Genomic DNA, 23206 nt, shown 5'->3' with positions numbered 1-23206 from the left:
CCTTGCCAAGGAGAGGGGCGCACCAGCAGGATCTGCCTTGAACCACCTCGACGACCGCCAGCAGAAGCAGCAACAGATCTTTACCGTCACCCGCCTCAACAGCACCGTGCGCATGATCCTGGAGCAGGATCTGGGGCTGGTGTGGCTGACGGGGGAGCTCTCCAACCTGGCGATGCCAAGCTCGGGCCACTGGTATTTCTCCTTGAAAGACATCTCGGCCCAGGTGCGCTGCGCCATGTTCAAGGGCAACAACCGCCGGGTGCCGTTCCGCCCGCAGGATGGCATGCAGGTGCTGGTCCAGGCGCGGGTCTCCCTCTACGAGCCGCGCGGCGACTATCAGCTGATCATCGAGTCGATGCAACCCGCCGGCGATGGCATGCTGGCCCTGCGCTTCGAGGAGCTCAAGCGCCGCCTCGGCGCCGAAGGGCTGTTTGACGAGGGCCGCAAGCGGCCGCTGCCGCGCGAGCCCCGCGCCGTGGGGCTGGTCACCTCCGCCACCGGCGCCGCCCTGCACGACATGCTGACGGTGCTTGAGCGCCGCGCCCCGGATCTGCCGGTCTTCATCTACCCGACTCAGGTGCAGGGCAGCGCCGCCATCGGTCAGATAGTGGCGGCGATCCATCTGGCCAACCGCCGCGCCGAGGTGGATGTGCTGATCGTCGGTCGCGGCGGCGGATCGCTGGAAGATCTCTGGTGCTTCAACGAGGAGGCGGTGGCCCGGGCCATCGCAGGCTCCGCCATCCCCGTCATCAGCGCGGTGGGCCACGAGGTGGACGTCACCATCAGCGACTTCGCCGCCGACTTGCGCGCCCCCACCCCCTCCGCCGCCGCCGAGCTGGTGGCGCCGGATCAGGGCGCCCGCGCCCAGCGCCTCACCCACCTGGGACAGCGGCTGACCCAGGCCATCAGCCGCCACCAGACCGCCGCCCGTCACGGCTTCGCGCTGCTGCAAAAGCGGCTCGACCATCAGGATCCGAAGCGGCGGCTGGAGCAGCAGTCCCAACGGCTGGACGAGCTCTCCAGCCGTTTGCAGCAACTGCTCAACCAGCGCCTGCATCAGGGGGAGCGGCGCCTCGCCAACCTGGAGCTGCGGCTGCAGGCCAGGAGCCCGGAAAAGCTGCTGGCCGCCGGCAAGCGCCGTCACCAGCTGGCCGAGGAGCGTCTCTTCGCCCTGATGAACAAACGCCAGAGTCTCGCCGACCATCGCCTCGCCATGCTGAGCGCCCGCCTCGACGGGGTGAGCCCGCTCGCCACCCTGGGGCGTGGCTACTCCATCACCCGCACACAGGGTGGTGAGGTGATCAGCCGCGCCGCCCAGGTGAGCGCCGGGCAGTCGCTGGTCACCACCCTCGCAGAGGGGCATCTGCGGGTGCGAGTCGAAGAGGTGCACAACCCATAGATAAACAAGGGGGCCTTCAATCGGCCCCCTTTTCGTCCCCTCCTCGTCTTGATCCCAGCCAGTTACACCAGCGAGTGCCGCACCGCCCCGGCCGGATGAGCGCCGCTCTCTGCCCCGCCGCCCAGCGGGTTGAGCTGCAGGAACTCGAACAGCCCGGCCTGCAGATTGACGTTCCAGAAACGCCCCGCCAGGGTCAGCTCCAGCCGCTCCTCCGTCAGCGCCGCCAGCCCGTGCCGTTGCCATGCCTGGAACAGCGGCAACAGGTGCGTCCGCAGTGATGGTGGCAGCCGGGTCAGCGCGAGCCAGCCGGTATCGAGGGCGCCGCGCAGCAGGCCGTCGATATGCGCGTTGGGGTTGCGCCCCATCACCATGCCGGGCGCCCGCACGCCGCTCGCCAGCGCCTCGTGCCAGAGCGCCAGATCCCGGCCGTACATCAGGCCATGACCCTGCACATTGCCCCCGGCGCCGGCGCCGAAGGGGAGGATCTCGGCGCCGCGCTTGGCCATCTGGTTGTAACGGCTCTGCTCGCGCTCCCCCCGCCGCCAGTGGCTGCTGGAGAGCCGCTGCCAGCCCCCCTGCTCCAGGGTCTGGGCGCCGTAGGCATACATGCCGGCCCGCTGCTGGCCGTCGGCCGACCAGCCGAGCCGACCCCTCTCCTGCGCCTGCTCCAGATTGGTGCCCGCCATGGCGATGAGCTGATAGAGATCCACCCCGTGCACCCCGCTCGCCATCACGTCCGCTATGTCCTGGCGCCAGACGGCGTCATCCTGCCCCGGCAGGCCGAAGATGAGATCCGCCACTATGACGGCGGCATCATCCCGGGTCAGCTCGGCCAGCCGGGCGAGCAGGGTCTCCCTGTCATCGAAGCGGGCCGCCTGCTGGCGCACTTCTGTATTGAAGCTCTGCACGCCGAACGAGAAGCGGTTGAAGCCCCCCGCCAGCGCCGTCTGCCACTTCTCGTCGTCGAAGCCGTTGAGCCGCCCCTCCAGGGTCAGCTCCGCATCCTCACTCAAGGGAAAACGGCGGATCGCCTCGGCGAGGCGCGCCAGATCCTCTGCCGCCATGTCGGTCGGGGTCCCGCCCCCCACGTAGACGGCCGAGAAGGGCTGACTCTGGCCGAGGGGGGACTCGGCGGCCCGCTGCAGGCTGTCACACAGGGCCGCCATGTAGCGGCTCATGCGCGCCGGATTGGCGCCATTCTCGAAGAAGTTGCAGAAGCTGCAGCGCTTGCGACAGAACGGAATGTGGATGTAGAGCGCCCGCTCCTGCGCCTGGCTCGGCTGTTGCCACCAGCCTTGCCAGGCGGCGTCATCCAGCGACAAGGGGCGAATGCCGCCCCGGCTGGCGTGGGCCGAGGTCTTGGCGGTGAAGGCAAACTTGAGGGGATCGGGAGTCGAGAGTCCGGTCATGGTCGGGGTGAGCTGTGCTGTCGTCACTGGCGGTTACCATTTGGAAATAATGCAAATGATAACGAATATCACTCAATAGTGAGCTTGTGCCAGATCAAGTCTGTGGCACTGGGCCGCCATTTATCCCTCGGGCTGGCGTCAGCCAGGGGGTTTGTTGAGCGAAGGTTGGTTCAGGAGAGAGTGTACTGGCGGAGAACCACTCCCCTGTCGGCATCGGGGTCATCGACAGGAGAGCGGACACACACGCATTCAGGCTAGCGGGGAGCCTTGCTGCCAGCCTCGAGCGACGGACGGAGGCGGCGAATGCACTGCGACTGGGGTGGGATCAGCCGTTGCCGATGATGATGGCCACCCGGCGATTCTCCGCCCGTCCGGCGGCGGTGCCGTTGTCGGCGACTGGTGCCTGCTCGCCGCGACCACGAATGTCCAGGTTGGCCGCCGGCATCCCCACCGACGCCAGCACGTCGGCCACGGACTGGGCCCGCTTGCGGGAGAGCTGCTCGTTGTAGGCCGCCTCGCCGTTGGAGTCGGTATGACCGTCGACCCTGACCCGGTTCAGGCCCACGTCCAGCAGGGCCTTGCCCAGCTTCTCCACCACCTGGCGGGTATTGGGGTTGAGTGCGCCCACATTGTTGGCAAACAGCACCTTGTTGGAGATGTCCAGCGTCCAGCCCTCATCGGTAAGGTGGAAGCCCTGCTCCTTGAGCACGGTCACCTGCTCCGCCGTGAGACCCTGAGGCGCACTCTGGCAAGCCGCCAACACACTCAACAAGAGCCCGAACAGACCCACCTTCATCAGGTTGGAAATTTTCATTGTTATAGTCCTTTTGTTATTTTTGCCTGCAAAAACATCAAATACTCAGCTTGTGGTCGGTGACCTCCTCCCTGCGTTGTCGTTTGGCTTGATACATGGCACTGTCCGCGTGCTGCAGCAGCTCATCGGCGGTCAGCCCCTGCTCGGGGAACATGGCATAGCCGACGCTGACCTTGGCCACCAGATGGCGGCCATCCCCCAATACTACGGGCACTATCATCGCCTGCTGGATCCGGATCATCACGTCGCGCACCTCGCGCTCATGCTGCAGCGGCGCCAGCAGGACCGCAAACTCGTCCCCCCCCAGCCGGCACACCAGATCCATGGGTCGCAGTTGATGCTGTATCCGCCTGGCCAGCGTCACCAGCACCTCGTCACCGGCGGCATGGCCCAGGCTGTCATTGATCTGCTTGAAGCGGTCGCAATCGAGGTACAGCAGGGCGAACCGCTCATGCTGGGCGCGACCGGTCATGATGGATTGATCCAGCCGGGCTTCGAACAACGCGCGATTGGGGAGACCCGTCAGGGGATCGTGGGTCGCCTGGTGCAGCAGGCTGGCATTCTCCCGTTTCTGATGGAGTTGCCAGGCCTCCAGCTCATCGAGCAGGGAGTTGAAATCTTCCCCCAGCTCATGCAACTCGGCGATGTCGGCCGCCGGGACGCGCTGCTTGAGGGCGCGCTGACGGCGGACGCTGTGGGCCACCTGCGCCAGCGCCTTGAGGGGATCTGTGATGGAGTACTGCATGCGGCGCGCCACATAGAGCGCCCCCAGGATGCTGAGCAGCAGGCAGAGCAGGGTCGCCATCAGGGTCTGCAACAGGAAGCGCAGCAGGTATTGGCCGTGGCCGACCAGGTGGATCCGCGCTATCTCCTTGCCCTCCCGCAGCACCGGCAGCTCCACCGGCCCCGGCAGGATCAGGTGGGCCAGCTGTTGCTCCAGGCTGGACCAGGGGGTGGTGATGGCCCGGGTCCAGCTCGCCAGCACCTGACCATCGGCCAGCTGGATGCGGGCACTGGCCACATCCTCGTGGGAGGCGATGGCCTGCAGGGTCTCTTTCGCCGCCTCCTCGTCGTGGAACACCACCGCCGCCTCAGTGGTGTAGCTGATGGCTCGCGCCACCAGCTCGAGGTTGTGATCGGCGTAGAGGCGCAGCGCCAGCAGGGCGGTGATGGTCAGGAACAGGCCGGCCATGCAGACCGCGGTGAGGGAGGTCATCATGTGGGTGCGGCCCAGGCTCTGTCGCAACGTGATCCGTTGCTCGGCAGGGATCTGATTTTTCATCGTGCGTCCTCGTCCGCCCTGGCCAACTTGAGCACGGCCGGGTGCACCCGGACGCCGCTGCGGGCGAGCGCATCCAGATTGACCTTGAAGCGCACCCGCTCCTGGCTGGCCTGCAGGCAGAACACCGCATCGGCGATGCACTCGTGGCTCTGTTCACCGATGCTGAGGATGGCGTGCCCACGCAGGCGCTGGAACAGCGCCACCCGTTGCTCGCTCGTCATCACCCCCAGATAGAGCACGTCACAGCGCTGGCTCAAGGCCTCGTCATCCAGATCGTAACGGTGCACATCGACCGGGCGGCCGTTGGCCTGCTGCTTGATGGAGGGCAGAGCCCCGGCATATTCCGTCGGCGCCGCGATGCACAGGCGCAACTCGGCAGGCTCGGTGGGCCAGCGGGTATAGCTGAGGATGTCGAGCACCGTCTGGCGCACCAGCTCGGCGCGCACCTCGGCCGAGGTCTCGCTGACGCTGGCCAGCGCCAGCGAGCAGAACAGCAGCGCCAGCCACGCCATGGCCCGGATCAGAGAATGTGACTGCATGATGCCTGCCTGTTCACGTCTGCCCAAGAGGCCAGAGGGCTATGCCAAAGAGGAGTGGCATCAAGCTTATCAGTCGCGCGCCAGCCACCCATGGCTCTGCGCGCAGGCTGTGTCACCTTGTGTCGTACTAATGACAAGGGCCCACCCGGATGTGAGCCCCACGGACCAACGGCAGGCATGGGCTTACTTCTTGCCGATCCCGTATTCGCGCAGCTTGTTGGCAATGGCGGTGTGGGAGACCCCGAGCCGCTTGGCCAGCTGGCGGGTGGAGGGAAAGGCCGGATAGAGCCGCTCCAGCAGCCGGCTCTCGAAGCGCTTCACCGCCTCGTCCAGCCCGCCCTCGAACCACTCGTCGATGAGCGGCATGGCATCGGCTGCCACCGGCAGATCCACGTGCTCGGGGCCTATCTCGTCCCCTTCCAGCAGGGTCATGGCGCGGTAGAGGCAGTTGCGCAGCTGGCGCACGTTGCCGGGCCAGCGATAGGCGGTCAGGTATTCGGCCATGTTGCGGGTGAAGCGCGGGCGGGGCCGCTGCAACTCGCTGGCGAAGCGGGAGACGAACTGCTGGGCCAGCGCCATGATGTCCGCCTTGCGCTCGCGCAGGGGCGGCAGGCCTAAGCTCAGCACATTGAGCCGGTAGTAGAGATCCTCGCGAAACTTGCCCTCGTGCACCAGATCCAGCAACTGCTTCTGGGTGGTGCAGATGAAGCGCACGTTGACCCTCACCTCCTGCTCGTCACCGACCCGGCGGAAGACGCCGTCCTGCAACACCCGCAGGAACTTGGTCTGCAGATGGGGGGACATGTCGCCGATCTCGTCCAGCATCAGGGTGCCGCCGCTGGCCAGCTCCAGCACGCCGCGCTTGCCCTCGGTGTTGTTGCCAAAGGCGCCGGGGGCGTAGCCAAACAGCTCGCTCTCGGCCACGTTGTCCGGCATGGCGGCACAGTTGAGAGCCATGAAGGGATGGCTGGAGCGCAGGCTGGCGCCGTGGCAGGCGCGGGCCAGCAGCTCCTTGCCGGTGCCGGTCTCACCCAGGATAAGCAGCGGCGCATCCTGCATCGCCAGCTTGGCGGCCTGGGCCAGCACCTCTTTCATCTTCTGGCTCTCGGCCTGCAGGTGCTCGAAGCCCCCCACCTCCACCGCGTGCAGCGCGCTGAAGTGCATGCCGACCCGGCGCGCGGACTTGAGCACCACCACGGCGCCGGCCAGGGCTTGGCGGCCCTTCTCTTCGGCCACGAACAGCGGCATCAGGTCGCCGAGGTACTCCTCACCGCCGAGGCTGAGCTTGCAGGTCTGCGGCTTGATCTCGCTCGCCTCCAGCCAGCGGGCAAAGGAGAAGCCCTTGACCAGGGAGCCGAGGGCCAGACCGCGCACCTCCTCCTGGGGCAAGGCAAGGGTGGTGAGGGCCGACTGGTTGGCCTGGGTTATCCGCCCCTTGCTGTCGAGGGAGAAGACCAGGTCCGGCAGCGCCTTGAGCAGCGCCTCTATCTCGTGATGTTCCCGCTCGGAGGGCATGTAGGGGATGGTCTTGACGTCATAGACACCGGGAATGCGGCGGATCTCCGGCATCAGATGCTGGAAATCTCGAAACTCCAGCTCGGGGAAATTGAGATAGATGATGCCTGTGGTATCGATTTCGATGCCGCGCAGATCGATGTTGTGCTCCACCAGACGGTCGAGCAGTTCCCGGGTCAGGCCCAGGCGGTCTTCACAGCTGACTTCAAGACGCATTCGGGACACACTTCCTAGCTAACACTCTGAATAACGGGATGATACAGACTCGATCCCGCCAGTGCGAGCGCTCGCCCATAAAAATGCGGGCCCGCCCCGCTTTCGCCGGACAGGCCCGAGTCAATGGCTGGCGCTTATTTCAGCAGCTGGTCGGTGCGCGCCGCCATGATGAAGTCGTTGCGATGCAGGCCGCCTATCTTGTGGGTCCACCAGCTGACGGTCACCTTGCCCCATTCGGTCAGGATCGCCGGGTGATGGAACTCGGCCTCCGCCAGCTCGCCGAGACGGTTGGTGAAGGCCAGCGCCTCCTTGAAGTTGCGAAAGCCAAACTCCCTGCGCAGTTGCAGCTCTCCCTTCACCACCATGGGCTGCCAGTCGGGTATGGCGTGCATCAGCTCGCTCAGCTCCTGCTCGCTGACCTTGGGGGCATCGGCGCGGCACGCTTCGCACCGTTGGCTTGCCAGTTCGGACATTAGGGACTCCTTTCATTAACAATGGGTTGGAATGGATTGCGCGCCGTCGTCAGCTCGCCTGTTTGCCGGGCGCCGGCGCAAAACGCGGCGCTCGCAGGCCGAGGCGACGCGCCTGGGCCACGCAGGCCATGATGTCCTGCTCCGCCAGCTGATAGAGGGCATCCAGGCTGGGCAGCACGAAATAGGTCGGCTGCATGATGTCGATGCGATAGGGGGTGCGCAGCACCTCCACCGCATCGAACGGCTGCAGGCTGGGTTGACCAGAGAGGGCATAGGCAGTCTCGCCGATGGAGGAGAGAATGCCGCCGCCGTAGATACGCAGGGAGGCGGCGCTCTGCACCAGACCGAACTCCACCGTGAACCAGTAGAGCCGGGCCAGATAGACCCTGTCCTCCTTGCTGGCCTTGAGACCGAGCTGACCATAGACATGGGTGAAATGGGCGAAGGCCGGGTTGGTCAGCATGGCGCAGTGGCCGAACAGCTCGTGGAAGATGTCCGGCTCTTGCAGGTAATCGAGCTCATCCCGGCGGCGGATGAAGGTGGCCACCGGAAACTGGCGCTGGGCCAGCAGCGAGAAGAAGCGATCGAACGAGATGAGGGCGGGCACGGCTACCACAGACCAGCCGGTGCTAGGGGTCAGCACGGCGTTGATCTCCATCAGCTGCGGGATGCGATCACGGGGCAAGTCGAGTCGGGCCAGCCCCGCCAGGTATTCGTCACAGGCCTTGCCCTTGAGCGCCGCGAGCTGGCGCTCGATCAGGATCTGCCAGGTGCCATGCTCTTCATCTGTGTAATGAATGAGGCCCTGCTCGTCCGGTTGATGTGCTGTGTAGAGGCTTGCCATGATCCCGTTCCATCCCGCGCCAGAGAGCGGCGCCTTTACGTTGGTTGTCAGGATCACTGTAACGGTTTAGCCCCTAAAAAAGCAGCCGACCCCGAGGTCGGCTGCCGGCCACAAATGTAAACAATTTGTGACATTCGCTATTCATATATCCGGGCTCAGGACTTGTTGAGATAGCCCGCCAGCTGGCCGATAAGCCGCTTGCGCAACTCACCCAGTTTCGGTTTCTCGTCGCCGCACCAGGGCAGCGGGCGGCAGGCCTCTATGGTGCGCAGCCCCAGCCTGGCGGTGAGCAGGCCGGCCCCCACTCCTTGCGCGGCGCGGGCGGAGAGCTTGGCGGTGAGCTCGGCCCCCAGCAAGTCCATGCCCACCTCGGTCACCAGCTCGGTGGCGCCGGCATAGAGCATGTTGCGAAACACCTGGCGGATGAGGCTGATGCGGCTCCAGTAGCCGAGCTCGATGGCGTAGACATCGGCGATGTCCTCGATCATCCGCAGGTTGCGCCACAGCATCAGCATCATGTCGACGGTGGCGAGCGGGCTCAGGGCCACCAGCACCGCGGCCTCCCCCGACCATTTGGCGACCCTGGCCTGGGCGAGTTTATCCCGCTCGGTCAACACCAGCTGACTGTAGAGGGTCAGCACCTCCCGATCGCTGTGGCTCTCGTCGAGCTGGCCGAGCCAGTTCTGATAGCCCTCCCGCCCCTTGTCACCACTCTTCTCGGCCAGGGCCTCGCAGAACGCCTGCCCCTGCCCCACCCCCTGGTGAGCCAGCATATCTTCGGCGCGGGAGCGCACATCCTGGCGCCGCTTGAGGGTGCGCAGCCGCAACCACTCCCGCCCCGCCACCCCGGCCGTGCCCACCACCACCAGCCCGGAGGCCAGCAACCAGGCGCCGCCCCAGAGCGGGGACGCGACGAACTGGTCGTAGAGGAAGCCGCCAAACTGGCCGAGGGAGAGCACACCGACCACCCCCAGCCCCCAGGCCAGCAACCGGTGCCGGCGCCTTGGCCGCAGGGTCAGGGCCGGCTCCACGAAGTCATTGAGCTCGTCGAGCCGCTCGAAGCTCTCCTCCTCCAGCCGCTGGGCTGGAGCGGGCGCCTGCTCGGTTGGCGCCGCCGAAAACGCAGGCTCCAGCAGCACCTTGCCTTGCAACGGAACGCCCTCGTCTGGCGTCCGCACTTTGGTCTGATCGTTCATCGCAATAGGTTCCTCTGTAGCGCTCGGTCAGGGCGCCGTGCCCGCGCAGGGGTGGCGCTCATTCGAGGTGATCCCCCAACAGAAACTCCAGCGCGGCGTCGAGTCGGATATGGGGCAACGCCTGATGGGGGCTCATGGGCAGGGGGCGAAACGCCTGAAAATCGAAGCCCTGGTTGTGCCACCACTGCGCCGGGGGAATGTGGGACGGCACCTCACCGGGAAACAGCAGCAGCGGCTCGCCAGCCAGACTGGTGCCACGGATGGCCGGGAACTCGCGGCCATTGGCCAGCCCCTTGCCCACCTCGGTGGCCTTGATGGCGGCGAGCGCCAGGCACTCGGTCTCGATCCCCTCGAAGCGAGCCTGGCCACGGCCACTGCTCACCAGATGCTGCAACAGGGACACCAGCGGAGCGTGCTGCTCCGGGGTCACGTGATCCGCCTTGCTCGCCACGAACAGCAGCTTGTCGATGCGCGGGGCGAACAGCCGGCGCCACCAGTTGCTCTTGCCGTAGGCGAAGCTCTCCATGATGCGGGCGATGGCCTGCTGCATGTCGCCAAAGCTGGCGGCGCCGGCGTTGAGAGGTTGCAGGCAGTCCACCAGCACTATCTGGCGATCGAAGCCGGCGAAGTGCTGCTCGTAGAAGCCCTGCACCAGGTGCTGCTTGTACTGCTCGAAGCGCTGCTTGAAGGTGGCGTAGAGGCTGCCATCGGCGGGCTCGGAGGCGGGTTTGTCCCACACCCAGGGCACGAATTGCAACAGCGGTGCCCCGGCATACTCCCCCGGCAGCACGAAGCGGCCCGGCTGGATGAAGTGCAGCCCCAGCTCGCGCTTGCAGGCATGCAAATAAGCGGTGTAACGCGCCGCCAGCTCGCAGGCCGGCCGCTCCTCGAAGGCCTGCTCGGCCTGCCAACGCGGTTCAAGCCAACTGCTGGCGAGTGCTTGCAGCTCGGGGCGCCGCAGCTGGTTTGCCACCTGCTCGCTCCACTGCTCGTAACTCAGCTCCAGCAGCGGCAGGTCCAGCAGCCACTCCCCCGGGTAGTCCACCAGATCCACATAGAGGGTGGAGATCTCCCCCAGGTGCTTGCGCAGCGGATGGCGGGTGCGGTAGCGGATCTCGAGCCGCACCTCGGCCACGCCGCGGGTAGGCTCAGGCCAGGCGGGCGGCTCGCCAAACAGGGAGTCGAGGCCCCGCTCATAGGCGAAGGTGGGAATATGGGCATTCAGCTGGGGGACGCGGCGCGCCCCCAGGATCCGCCCCTGGCGCTGGGCATCCCACAGGGGCAGACGGCCGTCGATGGCCGCGTGCTCCAGCTGGTTGACCAGCGCGGTGATGAAGGCGGTCTTGCCGCTGCGTGACAGGCCGGTGACCGCCAGCCGGATGTGGCGATCCCGGACCCGGTTCACCGCCTCGAAGGCCTTGTGCTGCAGCACAGACCACTTCTGCTCTAGTTTGTTGCGTATCAAGGCTCGTTCGATCCTCCCGCTAAAGATCGCCGGCCCGTCTGGCCGGCGCGGTGTCATTCATGATGGCACTACAGCTTGCTGAACTCGCGCTGCAGGGTGAACTCCTTGGAGGTCACCAGCTTCTCGATGCGCTGCAGTCTGGGCTCGAGCGTGTCGAGCTCCTGGGCGATGCGGCCGAGCGCCTGATGGGGGGTGACCCCCGCCTGCCAACTGCGCGCCTTCATGCGCACCTCGGCAAAATCCGCCTCCTGCTCCCCGTAGAGGGTGACCGGTTTCTTGTCGAGTAGAAACCAGGCCGCGATGTAGGCGGTGAAGGTGATGAAACCGGCGAAGATGAGGCCGGTGATGGCCAGCAGCCGCACTATCCAGGTCTCCACCCCGAAGTAGTCGGCAAGGCCGGCGCAGACGCCGGCTATCTTGCCCTTCTGGGGATCCCGGTAGAGATTGCGAGAGTTGTTCGAGGCGCTCATACCCTGTTCCTCCAGCCGGCAACTTCAGCATCCGCGATGAAACCCTGTGTACCGACCGACGCAGACGTCACGCCATGGCAGCCATAGATGGCATTCATACCTTGTTCCTCCAACCGGGGACCTCGGCATCCAGAATGGATTCCAGTGCACCGACCCGCTCCTGCATCTTCTCGGCGCGAACCAGCAGGCCCTGCAACTCCTCCCGCTCATTGTCGGCGAGACCAGCACCGATCCGGCCCTTGGCGCGATAGTGCAGCACCAGCCAGATGGGGGCCACTATGACCATGAAGACGATGAGTGGCGTCGCCAATATCCCAAGAATGTCTTCCATTCATCACTCTCCCTGTTTCAAGGCGGTGTCACCCTGGCCCAGCTTCTGGCGCATGGCCTCGAGCTCGCGGCTGATCTGATCGTCCACTTCCAGCTCGGCAAACTGCTGGGCCAGCGCCTTGTCGGACTGGCCGAGATCGGCGCGGGCCTCCATCTCGTCGATGCGGCGCTCCATGCGCTCGAACTTGCTGACCACGGCCTGGCTGTCGCCACGGGCCACCTGGCTCTGCACGTTCAGGCGGCTGCTGGCGGCCTCGCTGCGAATGGCCATCGCCTTCTGGCGGGCACGGGCGTCTTCCAGCTTGGCTTCCAGCTGGCGGATCTCGTCACCCAGCTTGTCGATGCCGCTGTCCACCGCCTGCTGCTCACGGTAGAGCGTCTCGGCCAGCTCGGTCTGTTTCTTCTTCTCGATGAGGGCGGCCCTGGCCAGATCGTCGCGGCCCTTGGCCAGCGCCAGTTCGGCCTTGCCCTGCCACTCATTCACCCGCTCCTGGTGACGGTGGACCTGACGGCCAATCTCTTTCTGGTTGGCGAGGAAGCGGGCCAGGTTGGAGCGCTCCTTCACCAGCTCATCTTCCATCTCCTGGATGATCAGGCGCACCATCTTCTGGGGATCTTCTGCCTTGTCGAGCAGGGCCGTCAGGTTGGAGTTGATGATGTCGGCCAAGCGGGAAAAAATGCTCATGATTGTACTCCTGTGATGGGCATTGGGTTGTTTCTCCATTGACAATGGCAACTTGTGTGCCAATCTGGAACGAAATTTAACTTGTTGATTTATATGGGCGCTCTCCATGAGTTTCAAGACGTCCGAAACAAGAGATGATAAAAAACACTAACTTTTGGTAAGATTGACCAGATTTTTCACCGAGCAGGGATCATTATGACCACGGACACGGAAAGCCTGTTGGGTGAGTCCAACGCCTTCCTCGAAATCATCGAACAGACCTCGCGCCTCGCGCCGCTGCGCAAACCCGTGTTGATCATCGGCGAACGGGGCACCGGCAAGGAGCTCATCGCCCACCGCCTACATTATCTCTCGGCACGTTGGGATCAAAGCTTTGTCACCATCAACTGCGCCACCCTGAGTGAGAGTCTGTTGGAAACCGAGCTGTTCGGCCACGAGGCGGGCTCCTTCACCGGCGCCGCCAAGCGCCATCAGGGCCGCTTCGAGCGCGCCGATGGCGGCACCCTGTTCCTCGACGAACTGGCCACCACCAGCGCCCGGGTGCAGGAGAAGCTGCTGCGGGTCATCGAATATGGCGAGTTCGAGCGGGTCGGCGGTGCCAAGCCGCTCAAGGTGGATGTGCGGCTGGTGTGCGCCACCAACGAGGATCTGCCGCGGCTGGCCGAGCGCGGCCAGTTTCGCCACGACTTGCTGGACCGGCTGGCCTTCGACGTCATCACCCTGCCCCCGCTGCGGGAGCGGCGGGACGACATCCTGATGCTGGCGGAGCACTTCGCCCACAGCATGACCCGGGAGCTGGGCTATCCGCTGTTTGCCGGTTTCTCTCGCAAGGCGACCCAGCTATTGCTGGACTATCCCTGGCCCGGCAACGTGCGCGAACTGAAAAACGTGGTGGAGCGCAGCCTCTACCGCCAGAGCAACCCCCAGCTGCCGCTCACGGAGCTGGTGCTCAACCCGTTCGATTCACCCTGGCGCCCCCGCGCCAATGGCCTGGCACCCTCCCCCGTCGAGGCGGCGCCGGACGGGCAACAGGCCCACAACCTGCCGCTGGATCTCAAGGGGGCGGTGGCGGAATACGAGATTAATTTACTCAAGCAAGCGATGCAGCAATCCCAGTATAATCAGCGCAAAGCGGCTCAATTGCTGGCCCTGAGCTATCACCAGTTCCGGGGCATGCTGCGTAAATACCAGCTGCTCGAGGGAGATGACAGCAATGGCAACGCGGACATCGACTGAGCCGGCGTCATCACCGATTTCGGAGCATGCTGCGTGAATACCAACTGCTCGAGGGGGATGACAGCAATGGCAACGCGGACAGCGACTGATCCTGCGCCATCACCGATTTCGGAGCATGCTGCGCACATGCCCGCGGCTGGATGGTGACAGCGATACCGACTGATCCCAACAGAGGGAGTCCCTGCCCGGCAGGCTCCTGCAACGCGCCCGCCCCCCGGCGGGCAACTCAGCATGAAAACATGGTTCCATAATGAGAATGCTCAAACCACTGCTGCTCGGTCTCCTGGTCCTGGTCACCGGCTGTCAGAAACAGACAGAGGCCTCCAAGACAGGGCTCGTCTACTGCGTCGAAGGGGCTCCCCAGACCTTCAACCCGCAGATCGCCAATTCGGGGGTGACCCTGGATGCCAGTGCCCGCCCGCTCTATGATCGCCTGCTCGAGGTGAACGCCAATACCCTGAGCATCGAGGGGGGCCTGGCCACCCACTGGCACAGCAGCGACGATGGGCTCTCCTATACCCTGAACCTGCGCAAGGGGGTGACCTTCCATCGCACCCCCTGGTTCAGCCCTTCCCGCCAGTTCAACGCCGACGACGTGCTGTTCACCTACCAGCGCCTGCTGGACGAACACCACCCGTTCCACACCATCTCCGGCGGCGAGTACCCCTATTTCTACAGCCTGGGGCTGCCCTCCCTCATCAAGCGGGTCTACAAGCAGGGCCCCTATGAGGTGGTGTTCGAGCTCAACCGGCCGGATGCCTCCTTCCTCGCCACCCTGGCCAGCGACTACGCCGTGGTGCTGTCGGCCGAGTATGCCGAGCAGATGATCAAGGCCGGCACCCCGGCGCTGCTCGACAATCGCCCCATAGGCACCGGGCCTTTCAGCTTCAAGGAGTACCGCCACAACGAGTTCATCCGTTACCTGCGCCATCCCGGCTACTGGGGCGGCGAGGCCAAGATTGAGCAGCTGATCTACGACATCACTCCCAAGTCGTCCAAGCGGCTCGCCAAGCTGCTGACCGGCGAGTGCGACGTGATGAGCACCCCCTCCGCCAGCCAGCTGTCGGTGATCGACAAGGATCCGGATCTCAACCTGTCGATCCAGTCGGGCATGAACGTCGCCTTCCTGGCACTCAATACCCGCAAGGCCCCCTTCAACAAGGTGCAGGTGCGCCAGGCGCTGGCCAGCGCCATCAACGTGCAGAACCTGCTGCATGCGGTCTACTTCGAGACCGGACAGCCGGCCACCAGCCTGCTGCCGCCGCTCTCCTGGGGCTACAACCCCTCCCTGCAACTGCGCCAGCCGGATCTGAAGCTCGCCCGCCAGTTGCTCAAGGAGGCCGGCCTCCCCCATGGCTTCGAGATGCAGGTGCTGGTGCAGCCGGGGGCGCGCCCCTACAACCCGGACGGCCTCAAGACCGCCCAGCTGATGCGCAGCGATCTCGCCAAGATAGGGGTGAAGCTGAAGATAGTGCAGCAGGCCTGGCCGGTCATCGAGACCCGCCTCGCCAAGGGGCAATATGACAGCCTGCTCTCCGGCTGGATCGCCGACAACGCCGACCCTGACAACTTCTTCCGCCAGCTGCTGAGCTGCGCCGCGGTCGAGCGGGGCAACAACTACAGCCGCTGGTGCAGCCCGGCCTTCGATCAGCTGCTGGACGATGCGGTGACCACCCCCCAGCTCGCCTTCCGCCTGCGCAATTACTACTATGCCCAGACCCTGCTCAATGAGCAGTTGCCGCTGATCCCGCTGGCCCATGCCCTGCGCACCCAGGTGAGCCGCAGCGATATCCAGGGGCTGACCCTCATGCCCTTCGGTGGCACCACCTTCAACCAGGCCTACCGGGAGTAAGCATGCGTCTCTATCCCCATCCCGGCAGCGGCAGCCGGCCTCCCCTGTCATCGACGCACCCGAGTGCGGAGGGCTAACCATGTTCTTTTATATTCTGCGCCGCATCAGCCTGCTGCTGATCACCCTGCTGGTGCTGACCCTGGGCGCCTATCTGCTGGAGTCTCGCCTCATCGGTCAGGTGCTGGACTTCGGCCATGGCTACCCGGACTTCCTGCGGCGCATCTTCGCCGGCGATCTCGGGCTGTCCAGCGTCTCCGGCCTGCCGGTGCTGGAGGAGATCCGTCACTACTTCCCGGCGACCCTGACCCTCTGCATCACGGCCTTCGCCATCTCGCTGCTGCTGGGGATCCCGCTCGGTACCCTGGCCGCGCTCTATCAGGGGCGCTCCCTGGATCTCTCCATCATGACCGCCGGCCTCATCGGCTACGCCGTGCCGGTGTTCTGGCTGGCCCTGCTGATGGTGATGTTCTTCTCGCTGGATCTTGGCTGGCTGCCGGCCTCGGGCCAGATCAGCCTGCTCTATGACGTGCCCTCCATCACCGGCATCGCCATCATAGACGTGCTGCTGAGCCAGGAGCCCTGGCGGGAGGCGGCCTTGCACGATGCCCTGCGCCATCTGGTGCTGCCGTCGCTGGTGCTGGCCGTGGTGCCCACCACCGAGGTGATCCGCCACGTGCGCAGCTCGCTCATCGACGTGCTGAAGCAGAACTACATCAAGGCCGCGGCAAGCCGGGGCCTCTCCCGCCGCCAGATCGTCTGGCGCCATGGTCTCAAGAATGCCCTGCCCCCGGTGCTGCCGCTGCTCGGCCTGCAACTGGGCAGCGTGCTCACCTCCGCCATGATCACCGAGGTGGTGTTCGACTGGCCCGGCATCGGCCGCTGGCTGGTCAACAGCATAGCGCTGCAGGACTACGCCGCCATCCGGGGCGCGACCCTGGTGGTCGCCAGCTTCGTGATCTTCATCAGCGTCAGCACCGAGCTGCTCACCACCATCATGTACCCGGCACGGCGCAAAGAGCTCTATGCAAAACAAGATTGAACACGAACCTATGGTGAGCCCATCTTGCCCTCTCTCTATGCTGTCAGCGCCGCGCTGCTCACCGCCGTCATGCTGTACCCGGCACGACGCAAAGAACGCTATGCAAAACAAGATTGAACCTGCTCATGGCCTGGGCTGGAGCCTGACTTATGCAAGATAAATCGAACATCTATCCGGAGCTCAAGATCCTCTCCCCACTGGAGCAGACCTGGGCCTCCTATCGTCGCAACCCGCTGGCCATGGGCGGCCTCTGGTGCTTCGGCCTGCTGCTGCTGATCACCCTGGTCGGTCCCCTGGTGGTGCCCTACGGCATCGACGATCAACACAGCAGCCGTCTGCTGCTGGCCCCCTCCTGGGCCAGCACCGGCAACATCGACTACTTCCTCGGCACCGACGATCTGGGCCGCGACATCCTCTCCCGCCTCGTGGTAGGGGCAAGGCTCACCTTCGGCAACGCCCTGCTGGTGGTGGTGATCGCGCTCATCGTCGGCTCCGCCATCGGCATCCTCGGCGGCATGAGCAAGGGGGTGAAATCGAGCGTGCTCCATCACCTGCTCGATACCCTGCTCTCCATCCCCTCCCTGCTGCTGGCCATCATAGTGGTCGCCATCCTGGGGCCTGGTCTGTTCAACACCCTGATCGCCATCACGCTGGCGCTCATTCCCCCCTTCATCCGGGCGACCTACAACGCGGTCCACACCGAGATGCAGAAGGAGTACATCATCGCCAGCCGCCTCGACGGCTCGCCCCCCTGGCGCATCATGCGGCTCGCCGTGCTGCCGAACATAGTGGAGACCCTGGTGGCGCAGACCACCCGTACCCTCTCCGCCGCCATCCTGGATATCTCGGCGGTGGGCTTTCTCGGGCTCGGCGCCCAGTCGCCGCAACCCGAGTGGGGCGCCATGCTGGCCGATTCGAGCGATCTCATCTATCTCGCCCCCTGGACCGTGACCCTGCCGGGCATGGCCATCCTGTTCAGTGTGCTGGTGACCAACCTGGTCGGCGAAGGTATACGTGAAGCGCTAAAAGAGGGGAATGATTGATGATGCCCTTACTCGATACCGTTAAAATTGGTATAGGTGCGATGCAAAAAGCCGTGCCAAGCCTTGATAAGGAGCGCCACTGATGCCCTTGCTCGACATACGCAACCTCACCATCGAGATCGATACCCCCCAGGGCAAGGTCAAGGCGGTGGACAGGGTCAGCCTGACCCTGAACGAGGGAGAGATCCGGGGCCTGGTGGGTGAATCCGGCTCCGGCAAGAGCCTGGTCGCCAAGGTGATCGTCGGCATCCAGAAGGACAACTGGACGGTGCGCGCCGACCGGATGCGCTTCAACGACATGGATCTGCTGACCATGGCCCCCAAGGAGCGCCGCCGCATCATGGGTCGCGAGATCGCCATGATCTTCCAGGACCCCATCAGCTGCCTCGATCCCTCGGAGGAGATAGGCACCCAGCTGGAAGAGGCCATCCCGACCGACTCCTTCGTCGGCAAGTTCTGGCAGCGCTTCCAATGGCGCAAGAAGCGGGCCATCGCCCTGTTGCACCGGGTGGGGGTCAAGGATCACCGCAAGGTGATGCGGGCCTACCCTCACGAGCTGTCGGACGGCATGTGCCAGAAGGTGATGATCGCCATGGCCATCGCCAACCAGCCGCGGCTGCTGGTGGCCGATGAGCCCACCAGCGCCATGGAGTCCACTACCCACTCCCAGATCCTGCGGCTGCTGGACAAGATGAACAAGCTGGGCAACACCACCATCCTCATCATCAGCAACGACATCGCCGCCATCGCCAACCTGACCGATACCATCAACATCATGTATTGCGGCCAGATGGTGGAGGTGGGCACCCGGGAGCAGATCCTGACCTCGCCCCATCACCCCTATACCGACGCCCTGCTCAAGTCCATTCCGGACTTTGACAAGCTGGTGCGCCACAAGTCCCGGCTCGAGACCCTGCCCGGGGTGATACCGCCGCTGCAGCACCTGCCCATCGGCTGCCGCCTCGGCCCCCGCTGTCCCTATGCCCAGAAACAGTGCGTGCAGACCCCGCTGATGAGCAAGGTCAAGGGCCACCAGTTCAGTTGCCACTTTCCGTTGAACATGGAAGAGCCGAAGAAATGATCCGGACCCATGAGCAAGGCCAGGGGCCAGCCAGGTATCAGCTGCCACTTCCCCCTGAACATGGACGAACCGAAGAAATGATCCGGACCCATGAGCAACGCCAGGGGCCAGCCTGGTATCAGTTGCCACTTCCCCCTGAACATGGAAGAGCCGAAGAAATGAACATGAATCATCCGTCTGTGGCGACGCCGTCGCTCGCCAAGGAGCCAAGCCTGTGATCGAACCCTCCCTGTTGCAGGTCAGAGGCCTCTGCAAGACCTACCAGAACCGCACCGGCCTGTTCCGACGCCAGGCGGTGGAAGCCATCAAGCCGCTCTCGTTCAATCTGGAGGTGGGCCAGACCCTGGCCATCGTCGGTGAGGCAGGCTCCGGCAAGAGCACGCTCGCGCGCATCCTGGCGGGCATGATAGAGCCCAGCGGCGGCGAGATCGCCATCGAGGGGCAACCCCTGGTGCACGGTGACTATCAGACCCGCTGCAAGCTGCTGCGGATGATCTTCCAGGACCCCAACACATCGCTCAACCGCAAGATCCGGGTCGGCCAGATCCTGGAGACCCCGCTGCGCCTCAACACCGAGATGAGCGAGGAGGAGCGCAAGGACAAGGTGGTGCAGACCCTGCGCATGGTGGGCATGCTGCCCGACCACGCCCTCTTCTATCCGCAGATGCTCTCCGCCGGTCAGCAGCAGCGGGTGGGGCTGGCCCGCGCCCTGATCCTCAATCCCAAGATAGTGGTGGCGGACGAGGCGCTGTCGACCCTGGATATCTCGGTCCGCTCCCAGATCATCAATCTGCTGCTGGAGATGCAGGAGACCACGGGGCTGAGCTATGTGCTGGTGGCCAACGATCTCGGCATCGTCAGCCACATCAGCGACGAGGTGCTGGTGATGCATGACGGCCGGGTGGTGGAGCGCGGCAAGACCCTCAAGGTGTTTGCCGATCCCCAGCACGAGGTGACCCGCCGCCTCATCCAGAACTACAACAACGAATACCGCAGATGATGTCGAGGCCGCGGACTCGGCGCGGCCGTTCCCTCGTTTTTCAGGCATAAAAAAACCCGGCTTGTGGGCCGGGAATTGCGCTCAAAAAGTGATTGCGTCGCTCGTAGTAGGAACACCGAGATAGTAGGTGCCCCCTTGGGGTTCAACAACTGTCAGATCTGACAGGCGGTCCGCTATGGAACCTGAACTGCGGATCCGGCGAACTAATGAGCTCTGCCTCTATCTCGCCGAAGAAGGCCACCCGCTCGCTGATGTCCTCCCCCGCGAAATGCGAGGCCAATGCCAGATAATCCTGGTAGTGGCGCGCCTCCGAGCGCAGCAATGAGACATAGAAGCGCCCCAGCTCCTCGTCCAGATGGGGGGCTATCTTCGCGAAGCGCTCGCAAGAGCGCGCCTCTATATAGGCACCGATGATCATCTTGTCGACCACGGCGGCGGGCTCATAGGTACGCACATGCTTTAGCAGACTGCGGGCATAGCGGGAGGCGCTGACCGGGCCGTAGGGGATGCCGCGGGCGGCCATGATCTCCAGCACCTGCTCGAAGTGATGAAGCTCCTCCTGGATGAGCCGCACCATGGGAAACAGCAGGGGGTTGCGCTCCAGTTCGGCAAACACGCTTCGATCCGACTCCCCCATGATTCGCTTGCCGAGGATCTCGGCCTTCTCGGGGATGGCGTCCAGCTCCCGGTAGAACGCCAGCTTGGGCAGCAGGTGACGCTTGCCCTTGGGCAGGCAGTAGCGACGCACCAGGCTGTGGGCGGTCAGGGCGGCCTTGTTCTCGCAGTTGGCGTGATCGATGAGCAGGGTCGGCAATTGGGCGGGATCCCGCGCCATCTCCACCCAGGCATCCGGGGTCTCACAATGCAGGAACTGGCGAACGGGGGCTAGCAGGTCATCCATCTGAATTCTCGTCTGTTCTGGTTGATACGGCGGCGCGATTGACGCGGTGGCAGCCCATGCTAGCGGATCCCGCAGCCACTGCCCACACCCGGCCGCATAAGTGCTTATTTTTAAAACAGATAATCCTCCTTCCCCGCCTCTCAGACACGACAATGGGGGCCAAGGCCCCCATCTTCATTTCCGGTCCAGACCAGCTGGAAAACGTTTAACTGCCTTCGTTAAAAATTTCCAGGTTGCTGGTGCCTTCCTGCCACTCGCGCACGGCCTTGTTGTCGTCGCAGCGCTGGGCATTGAGGTGGTCCAGATAGCCCTGATCCACGTCGGCGGTGACGTAGTGGCCGTTGAACACCGAGGTCTCGAAGTGGCGCAGCTCGGGGTTGATCTCCCGCACCGCCTCTTCCAGATCTTCCAGGTCCTGGAAGATGAGGCCATCGGCACCGATCAGCTTGCACACCTCTTCCACTTCCCGGCCATGGGCGATCAGCTCGTTGGCGGTGGGCATGTCGATGCCGTAGACGTTGGGGAAACGGATCTCGGGGGCGGCGGAGGCAAAGTAGACCTTGGCCGCACCGGCTTCCCGCGCCATCTGGATGATCTGCTCGGAGGTGGTGCCACGGACGATGGAGTCATCCACCAGCAGCACCTTCTTGCCCTTGAACTCGGAGCCGATGGCATTGAGCTTGCGACGCACCGACTTCTTGCGCTGGGTCTGGCCCGGCATGATGAAGGTACGGCCGATGTAGCGGTTTTTCACGAAGCCCTGACGGTACGGCAGGTTGAGGGTATGGGCTATCTCCAGCGCGACGTCACAGGAGGTCTCGGGGATGGGGATGACCACGTCCACGTCGAGATCTTCCCACTCGCGGGCGATCTTCTGGCCCAGCTTGCGACCCATGTTGAGGCGGGCGGCATAGACGGAGACCTTGTCGATGCATGAGTCGGGACGGGCGAAGTAGACGTACTCGAAGATGCAGGAGCTCATCTGCGGGTTCTCCGCACACTGCTCGGAGAACAGCTGGCCCTGCTCGGTGATGTAGATGGCCTCGCCCGGGGCGACGTCACGCACCGTCTCGAAGCCGATGGCGTCGAGCGCCACGCTCTCGGAGGCGAGCATGTACTCCACCTGGCCCTGCTCGTCGATCCGGCGACCCAGGATCAGCGGCCGAATGCCGTTGGGATCGCGGAAGCCAATGAGGCCGTGACCTATCACCAGCGAGACCACGGCATAGGCGCCGCGGATCTGCTGATGAGTCTTGCGCACCGCGGAGAAGATGTCCTCGGGACGCAGCTCCATCTTGTCGCAGAGATCCAGCTCATGCGCCAGCACGTTCAGCAGCACTTCCGAGTCGGAGGTGGTGTTGATGTGGCGGCGGGCGATCTTGAACTGCTGCTCCTTGAGCGCCTTGGCGTTGGTGAGGTTGCCGTTGTGGGCCAGCACCATGCCGTAGGGGGAGTTCACGTAAAAAGGTTGGGCTTCAGCGGCACTTGAGCTGCCTGCGGTGGGATATCTGACATGTCCTATGCCGATATGCCCCTTCAGTCGCTGCATGTGGCGCACTTCAAACACATCCTTCACCAGGCCGTTGGCCTTGCGTTGCCGGAAGTTTCCACTGTCTATGGTCACGATCCCGGCGGCATCCTGTCCCCTGTGCTGCAACACCGTCAAGGCGTCGTAGAGGGCCTGATTGACGGGGGTGGTGCCAACTATACCGACAATACCACACATGTCTTTGCTACCTCGAAGTCACTGTACCTGATTGAGAAAACTGGATGAGTTCAGCATGAACCCGAAGAACCACTGGATCACCGGTTTAAACTCGGGAACCAGCTTGGACGCCACCCACCAGTCGCTCTGGGAGAGACTGGTGAAGGTATCCATAAAAAACAGCAGGGCACTGACGATCAGTACCCCGCGAATGGCGCCAAAACAGACTCCCAGCACCCGATCGGTGCCGGACAGGCCGGTCTTTTCCACCAGCAGGCCCACCACATAGTTGACCACGCTCCCCAGGATCAGGGTCGCCACGAACAGGGCGGCGATGGCTAGGCCGTTGCGCACCATGGCATCGGTAAACGAGGTGAAGTAGACGGCGAGATCGGGATAGAAATGGCTGGCAATGAAAAAGGCGACGAACCAGGTGACAAGGGACATGGCTTCCTTGAGAAAGCCGCGCACCAGGCTGATGAGAGCGGAGAAACCGACGATGCCGATGATGGCGTAATCAATCCAGACCATAGAAAAAGATGTCCTGCGAAATTGCGGCGCAGTCTAACAAAAACGATTGCGCAATGCTTGATAAAATTGTGTTAAATATCCAATACGGCGCCGATAGAAGCCATGTTAGCCCCTGCCGAAACCATTGGCCGACGCCGGAATGCACAACGCCATGGCACTGCCATGGCGTTGTCGTCAGCAC

The 23206-nt window shown here is 64.0% G+C and carries 22 protein-coding genes; 7 read left to right on the top strand and 15 right to left on the bottom strand.

The window, feature by feature from the left end:
• Positions 1 to 37: 37 nt before the first annotated feature.
• Positions 38 to 1399 (top strand): exodeoxyribonuclease VII large subunit, encoded by a 1362-nt coding sequence (gene xseA, locus AACW18_RS07470; RefSeq protein ID WP_218388241.1) that lies wholly within the window; start codon positions 38 to 40, stop codon positions 1397 to 1399.
• Positions 1400 to 1461: 62 nt separating this feature from the next.
• Here the strand turns inward: xseA and hutW are convergent, their stop codons facing one another.
• The 12 genes from hutW to pspA all read right to left on the bottom strand — a co-directional run bounded on the left by hutW (position 1462) and on the right by pspA (position 12637).
• Complete coding sequence (gene hutW, locus AACW18_RS07465) at positions 1462 to 2808, bottom strand: heme anaerobic degradation radical SAM methyltransferase ChuW/HutW (protein ID WP_218388365.1); 1347 nt, start codon at positions 2806 to 2808, stop codon at positions 1462 to 1464.
• Between the two features lie 325 nt (positions 2809 to 3133).
• Positions 3134 to 3622, bottom strand: a complete 489-nt coding sequence (locus AACW18_RS07460; RefSeq protein WP_218292255.1) for an OmpA family protein — start codon at positions 3620 to 3622, stop codon at positions 3134 to 3136.
• A 37-nt stretch (positions 3623 to 3659) separates the two neighbouring features.
• Entirely contained in the window at positions 3660 to 4904 is a 1245-nt protein-coding gene (locus AACW18_RS07455; protein WP_218292254.1) for a diguanylate cyclase domain-containing protein, read from the bottom strand.
• Positions 4901 to 5443, bottom strand: coding sequence for a YfiR family protein (locus tag AACW18_RS07450; protein WP_170176002.1), 543 nt, complete (start codon positions 5441 to 5443; stop codon positions 4901 to 4903). Before AACW18_RS07450 ends, AACW18_RS07455 begins: the two co-directional genes overlap by 4 nt.
• Before the next feature lie 183 nt (positions 5444 to 5626).
• Positions 5627 to 7174: a transcriptional regulator TyrR gene (tyrR, locus tag AACW18_RS07445; RefSeq protein ID WP_042653644.1), complete on the bottom strand. Its 1548-nt coding sequence runs from the start codon at positions 7172 to 7174 to the stop codon at positions 5627 to 5629.
• A gap of 134 nt (positions 7175 to 7308) precedes the next feature.
• Entirely contained in the window at positions 7309 to 7647 is a 339-nt protein-coding gene (locus AACW18_RS07440; protein ID WP_218292253.1) for a 4a-hydroxytetrahydrobiopterin dehydratase, read from the bottom strand.
• 49 nt (positions 7648 to 7696) lie between these two features.
• Complete coding sequence (gene phhA, locus AACW18_RS07435; RefSeq protein ID WP_218388240.1) at positions 7697 to 8491, bottom strand: phenylalanine 4-monooxygenase; 795 nt, start codon at positions 8489 to 8491, stop codon at positions 7697 to 7699.
• 155 nt (positions 8492 to 8646) lie between these two features.
• Entirely contained in the window at positions 8647 to 9687 is a 1041-nt protein-coding gene (locus tag AACW18_RS07430; RefSeq protein ID WP_218388239.1) for a YcjF family protein, read from the bottom strand.
• Between the two features lie 58 nt (positions 9688 to 9745).
• Complete coding sequence (locus AACW18_RS07425; protein WP_218388238.1) at positions 9746 to 11152, bottom strand: YcjX family protein; 1407 nt, start codon at positions 11150 to 11152, stop codon at positions 9746 to 9748.
• Between the two features lie 68 nt (positions 11153 to 11220).
• Positions 11221 to 11622 (bottom strand): envelope stress response membrane protein PspC, encoded by a 402-nt coding sequence (gene pspC, locus AACW18_RS07420; protein ID WP_106886959.1) that lies wholly within the window; start codon positions 11620 to 11622, stop codon positions 11221 to 11223.
• Between the two features lie 94 nt (positions 11623 to 11716).
• On the bottom strand, positions 11717 to 11953 hold the full coding sequence (pspB, locus tag AACW18_RS07415; protein ID WP_042653638.1) for an envelope stress response membrane protein PspB: 237 nt from the start codon (positions 11951 to 11953) through the stop codon (positions 11717 to 11719).
• Positions 11954 to 11956: 3 nt separating this feature from the next.
• Positions 11957 to 12637 carry a phage shock protein PspA gene (pspA, locus tag AACW18_RS07410; RefSeq protein WP_218388237.1) on the bottom strand — a complete coding sequence of 227 codons (681 nt, stop codon included), beginning with the start codon at positions 12635 to 12637 and terminating at the stop codon, positions 11957 to 11959.
• Positions 12638 to 12832: 195 nt separating this feature from the next.
• Here pspA and pspF point away from each other — a divergent pair, with 195 nt between their 5' ends.
• The 6 genes from pspF to AACW18_RS07380 all read left to right on the top strand — a co-directional run bounded on the left by pspF (position 12833) and on the right by AACW18_RS07380 (position 19888).
• Positions 12833 to 13873 (top strand): phage shock protein operon transcriptional activator, encoded by a 1041-nt coding sequence (pspF, locus tag AACW18_RS07405; protein ID WP_218388236.1) that lies wholly within the window; start codon positions 12833 to 12835, stop codon positions 13871 to 13873.
• A gap of 256 nt (positions 13874 to 14129) precedes the next feature.
• Positions 14130 to 15725, top strand: a complete 1596-nt coding sequence (sapA, locus tag AACW18_RS07400) for an ABC transporter substrate-binding protein SapA (RefSeq protein ID WP_218388364.1) — start codon at positions 14130 to 14132, stop codon at positions 15723 to 15725.
• Positions 15726 to 15804: 79 nt separating this feature from the next.
• Positions 15805 to 16764 (top strand): ABC transporter permease, encoded by a 960-nt coding sequence (locus tag AACW18_RS07395; RefSeq protein ID WP_042653634.1) that lies wholly within the window; start codon positions 15805 to 15807, stop codon positions 16762 to 16764.
• 149 nt (positions 16765 to 16913) lie between these two features.
• Positions 16914 to 17807: an ABC transporter permease subunit gene (locus AACW18_RS07390; protein ID WP_042653633.1), complete on the top strand. Its 894-nt coding sequence runs from the start codon at positions 16914 to 16916 to the stop codon at positions 17805 to 17807.
• 82 nt (positions 17808 to 17889) lie between these two features.
• Entirely contained in the window at positions 17890 to 18888 is a 999-nt protein-coding gene (locus AACW18_RS07385) for a peptide ABC transporter ATP-binding protein (protein WP_218388235.1), read from the top strand.
• Between the two features lie 214 nt (positions 18889 to 19102).
• Complete coding sequence (locus tag AACW18_RS07380) at positions 19103 to 19888, top strand: peptide ABC transporter ATP-binding protein (RefSeq protein WP_042653631.1); 786 nt, start codon at positions 19103 to 19105, stop codon at positions 19886 to 19888.
• A 142-nt stretch (positions 19889 to 20030) separates the two neighbouring features.
• Here AACW18_RS07380 and miaE read toward each other — a convergent pair whose 3' ends face one another.
• The 3 genes from miaE to AACW18_RS07365 form a co-directional block, all read right to left on the bottom strand.
• Positions 20031 to 20789 (bottom strand): tRNA isopentenyl-2-thiomethyl-A-37 hydroxylase MiaE, encoded by a 759-nt coding sequence (miaE, locus tag AACW18_RS07375; protein WP_218388234.1) that lies wholly within the window; start codon positions 20787 to 20789, stop codon positions 20031 to 20033.
• A gap of 205 nt (positions 20790 to 20994) precedes the next feature.
• Entirely contained in the window at positions 20995 to 22515 is a 1521-nt protein-coding gene (gene purF, locus AACW18_RS07370; protein ID WP_218388233.1) for an amidophosphoribosyltransferase, read from the bottom strand.
• Between the two features lie 18 nt (positions 22516 to 22533).
• Positions 22534 to 23025: a CvpA family protein gene (locus tag AACW18_RS07365; protein ID WP_042653628.1), complete on the bottom strand. Its 492-nt coding sequence runs from the start codon at positions 23023 to 23025 to the stop codon at positions 22534 to 22536.
• Positions 23026 to 23206 lie beyond the last annotated feature (181 nt).

This window comes from Aeromonas sp. sia0103 (genome assembly GCF_963895295.1).
GTDB classification, from domain to species: Bacteria; Pseudomonadota; Gammaproteobacteria; order Enterobacterales; family Aeromonadaceae; genus Aeromonas; species Aeromonas encheleia.
This window is presented reverse-complemented; position numbering and strand designations above follow the sequence as displayed.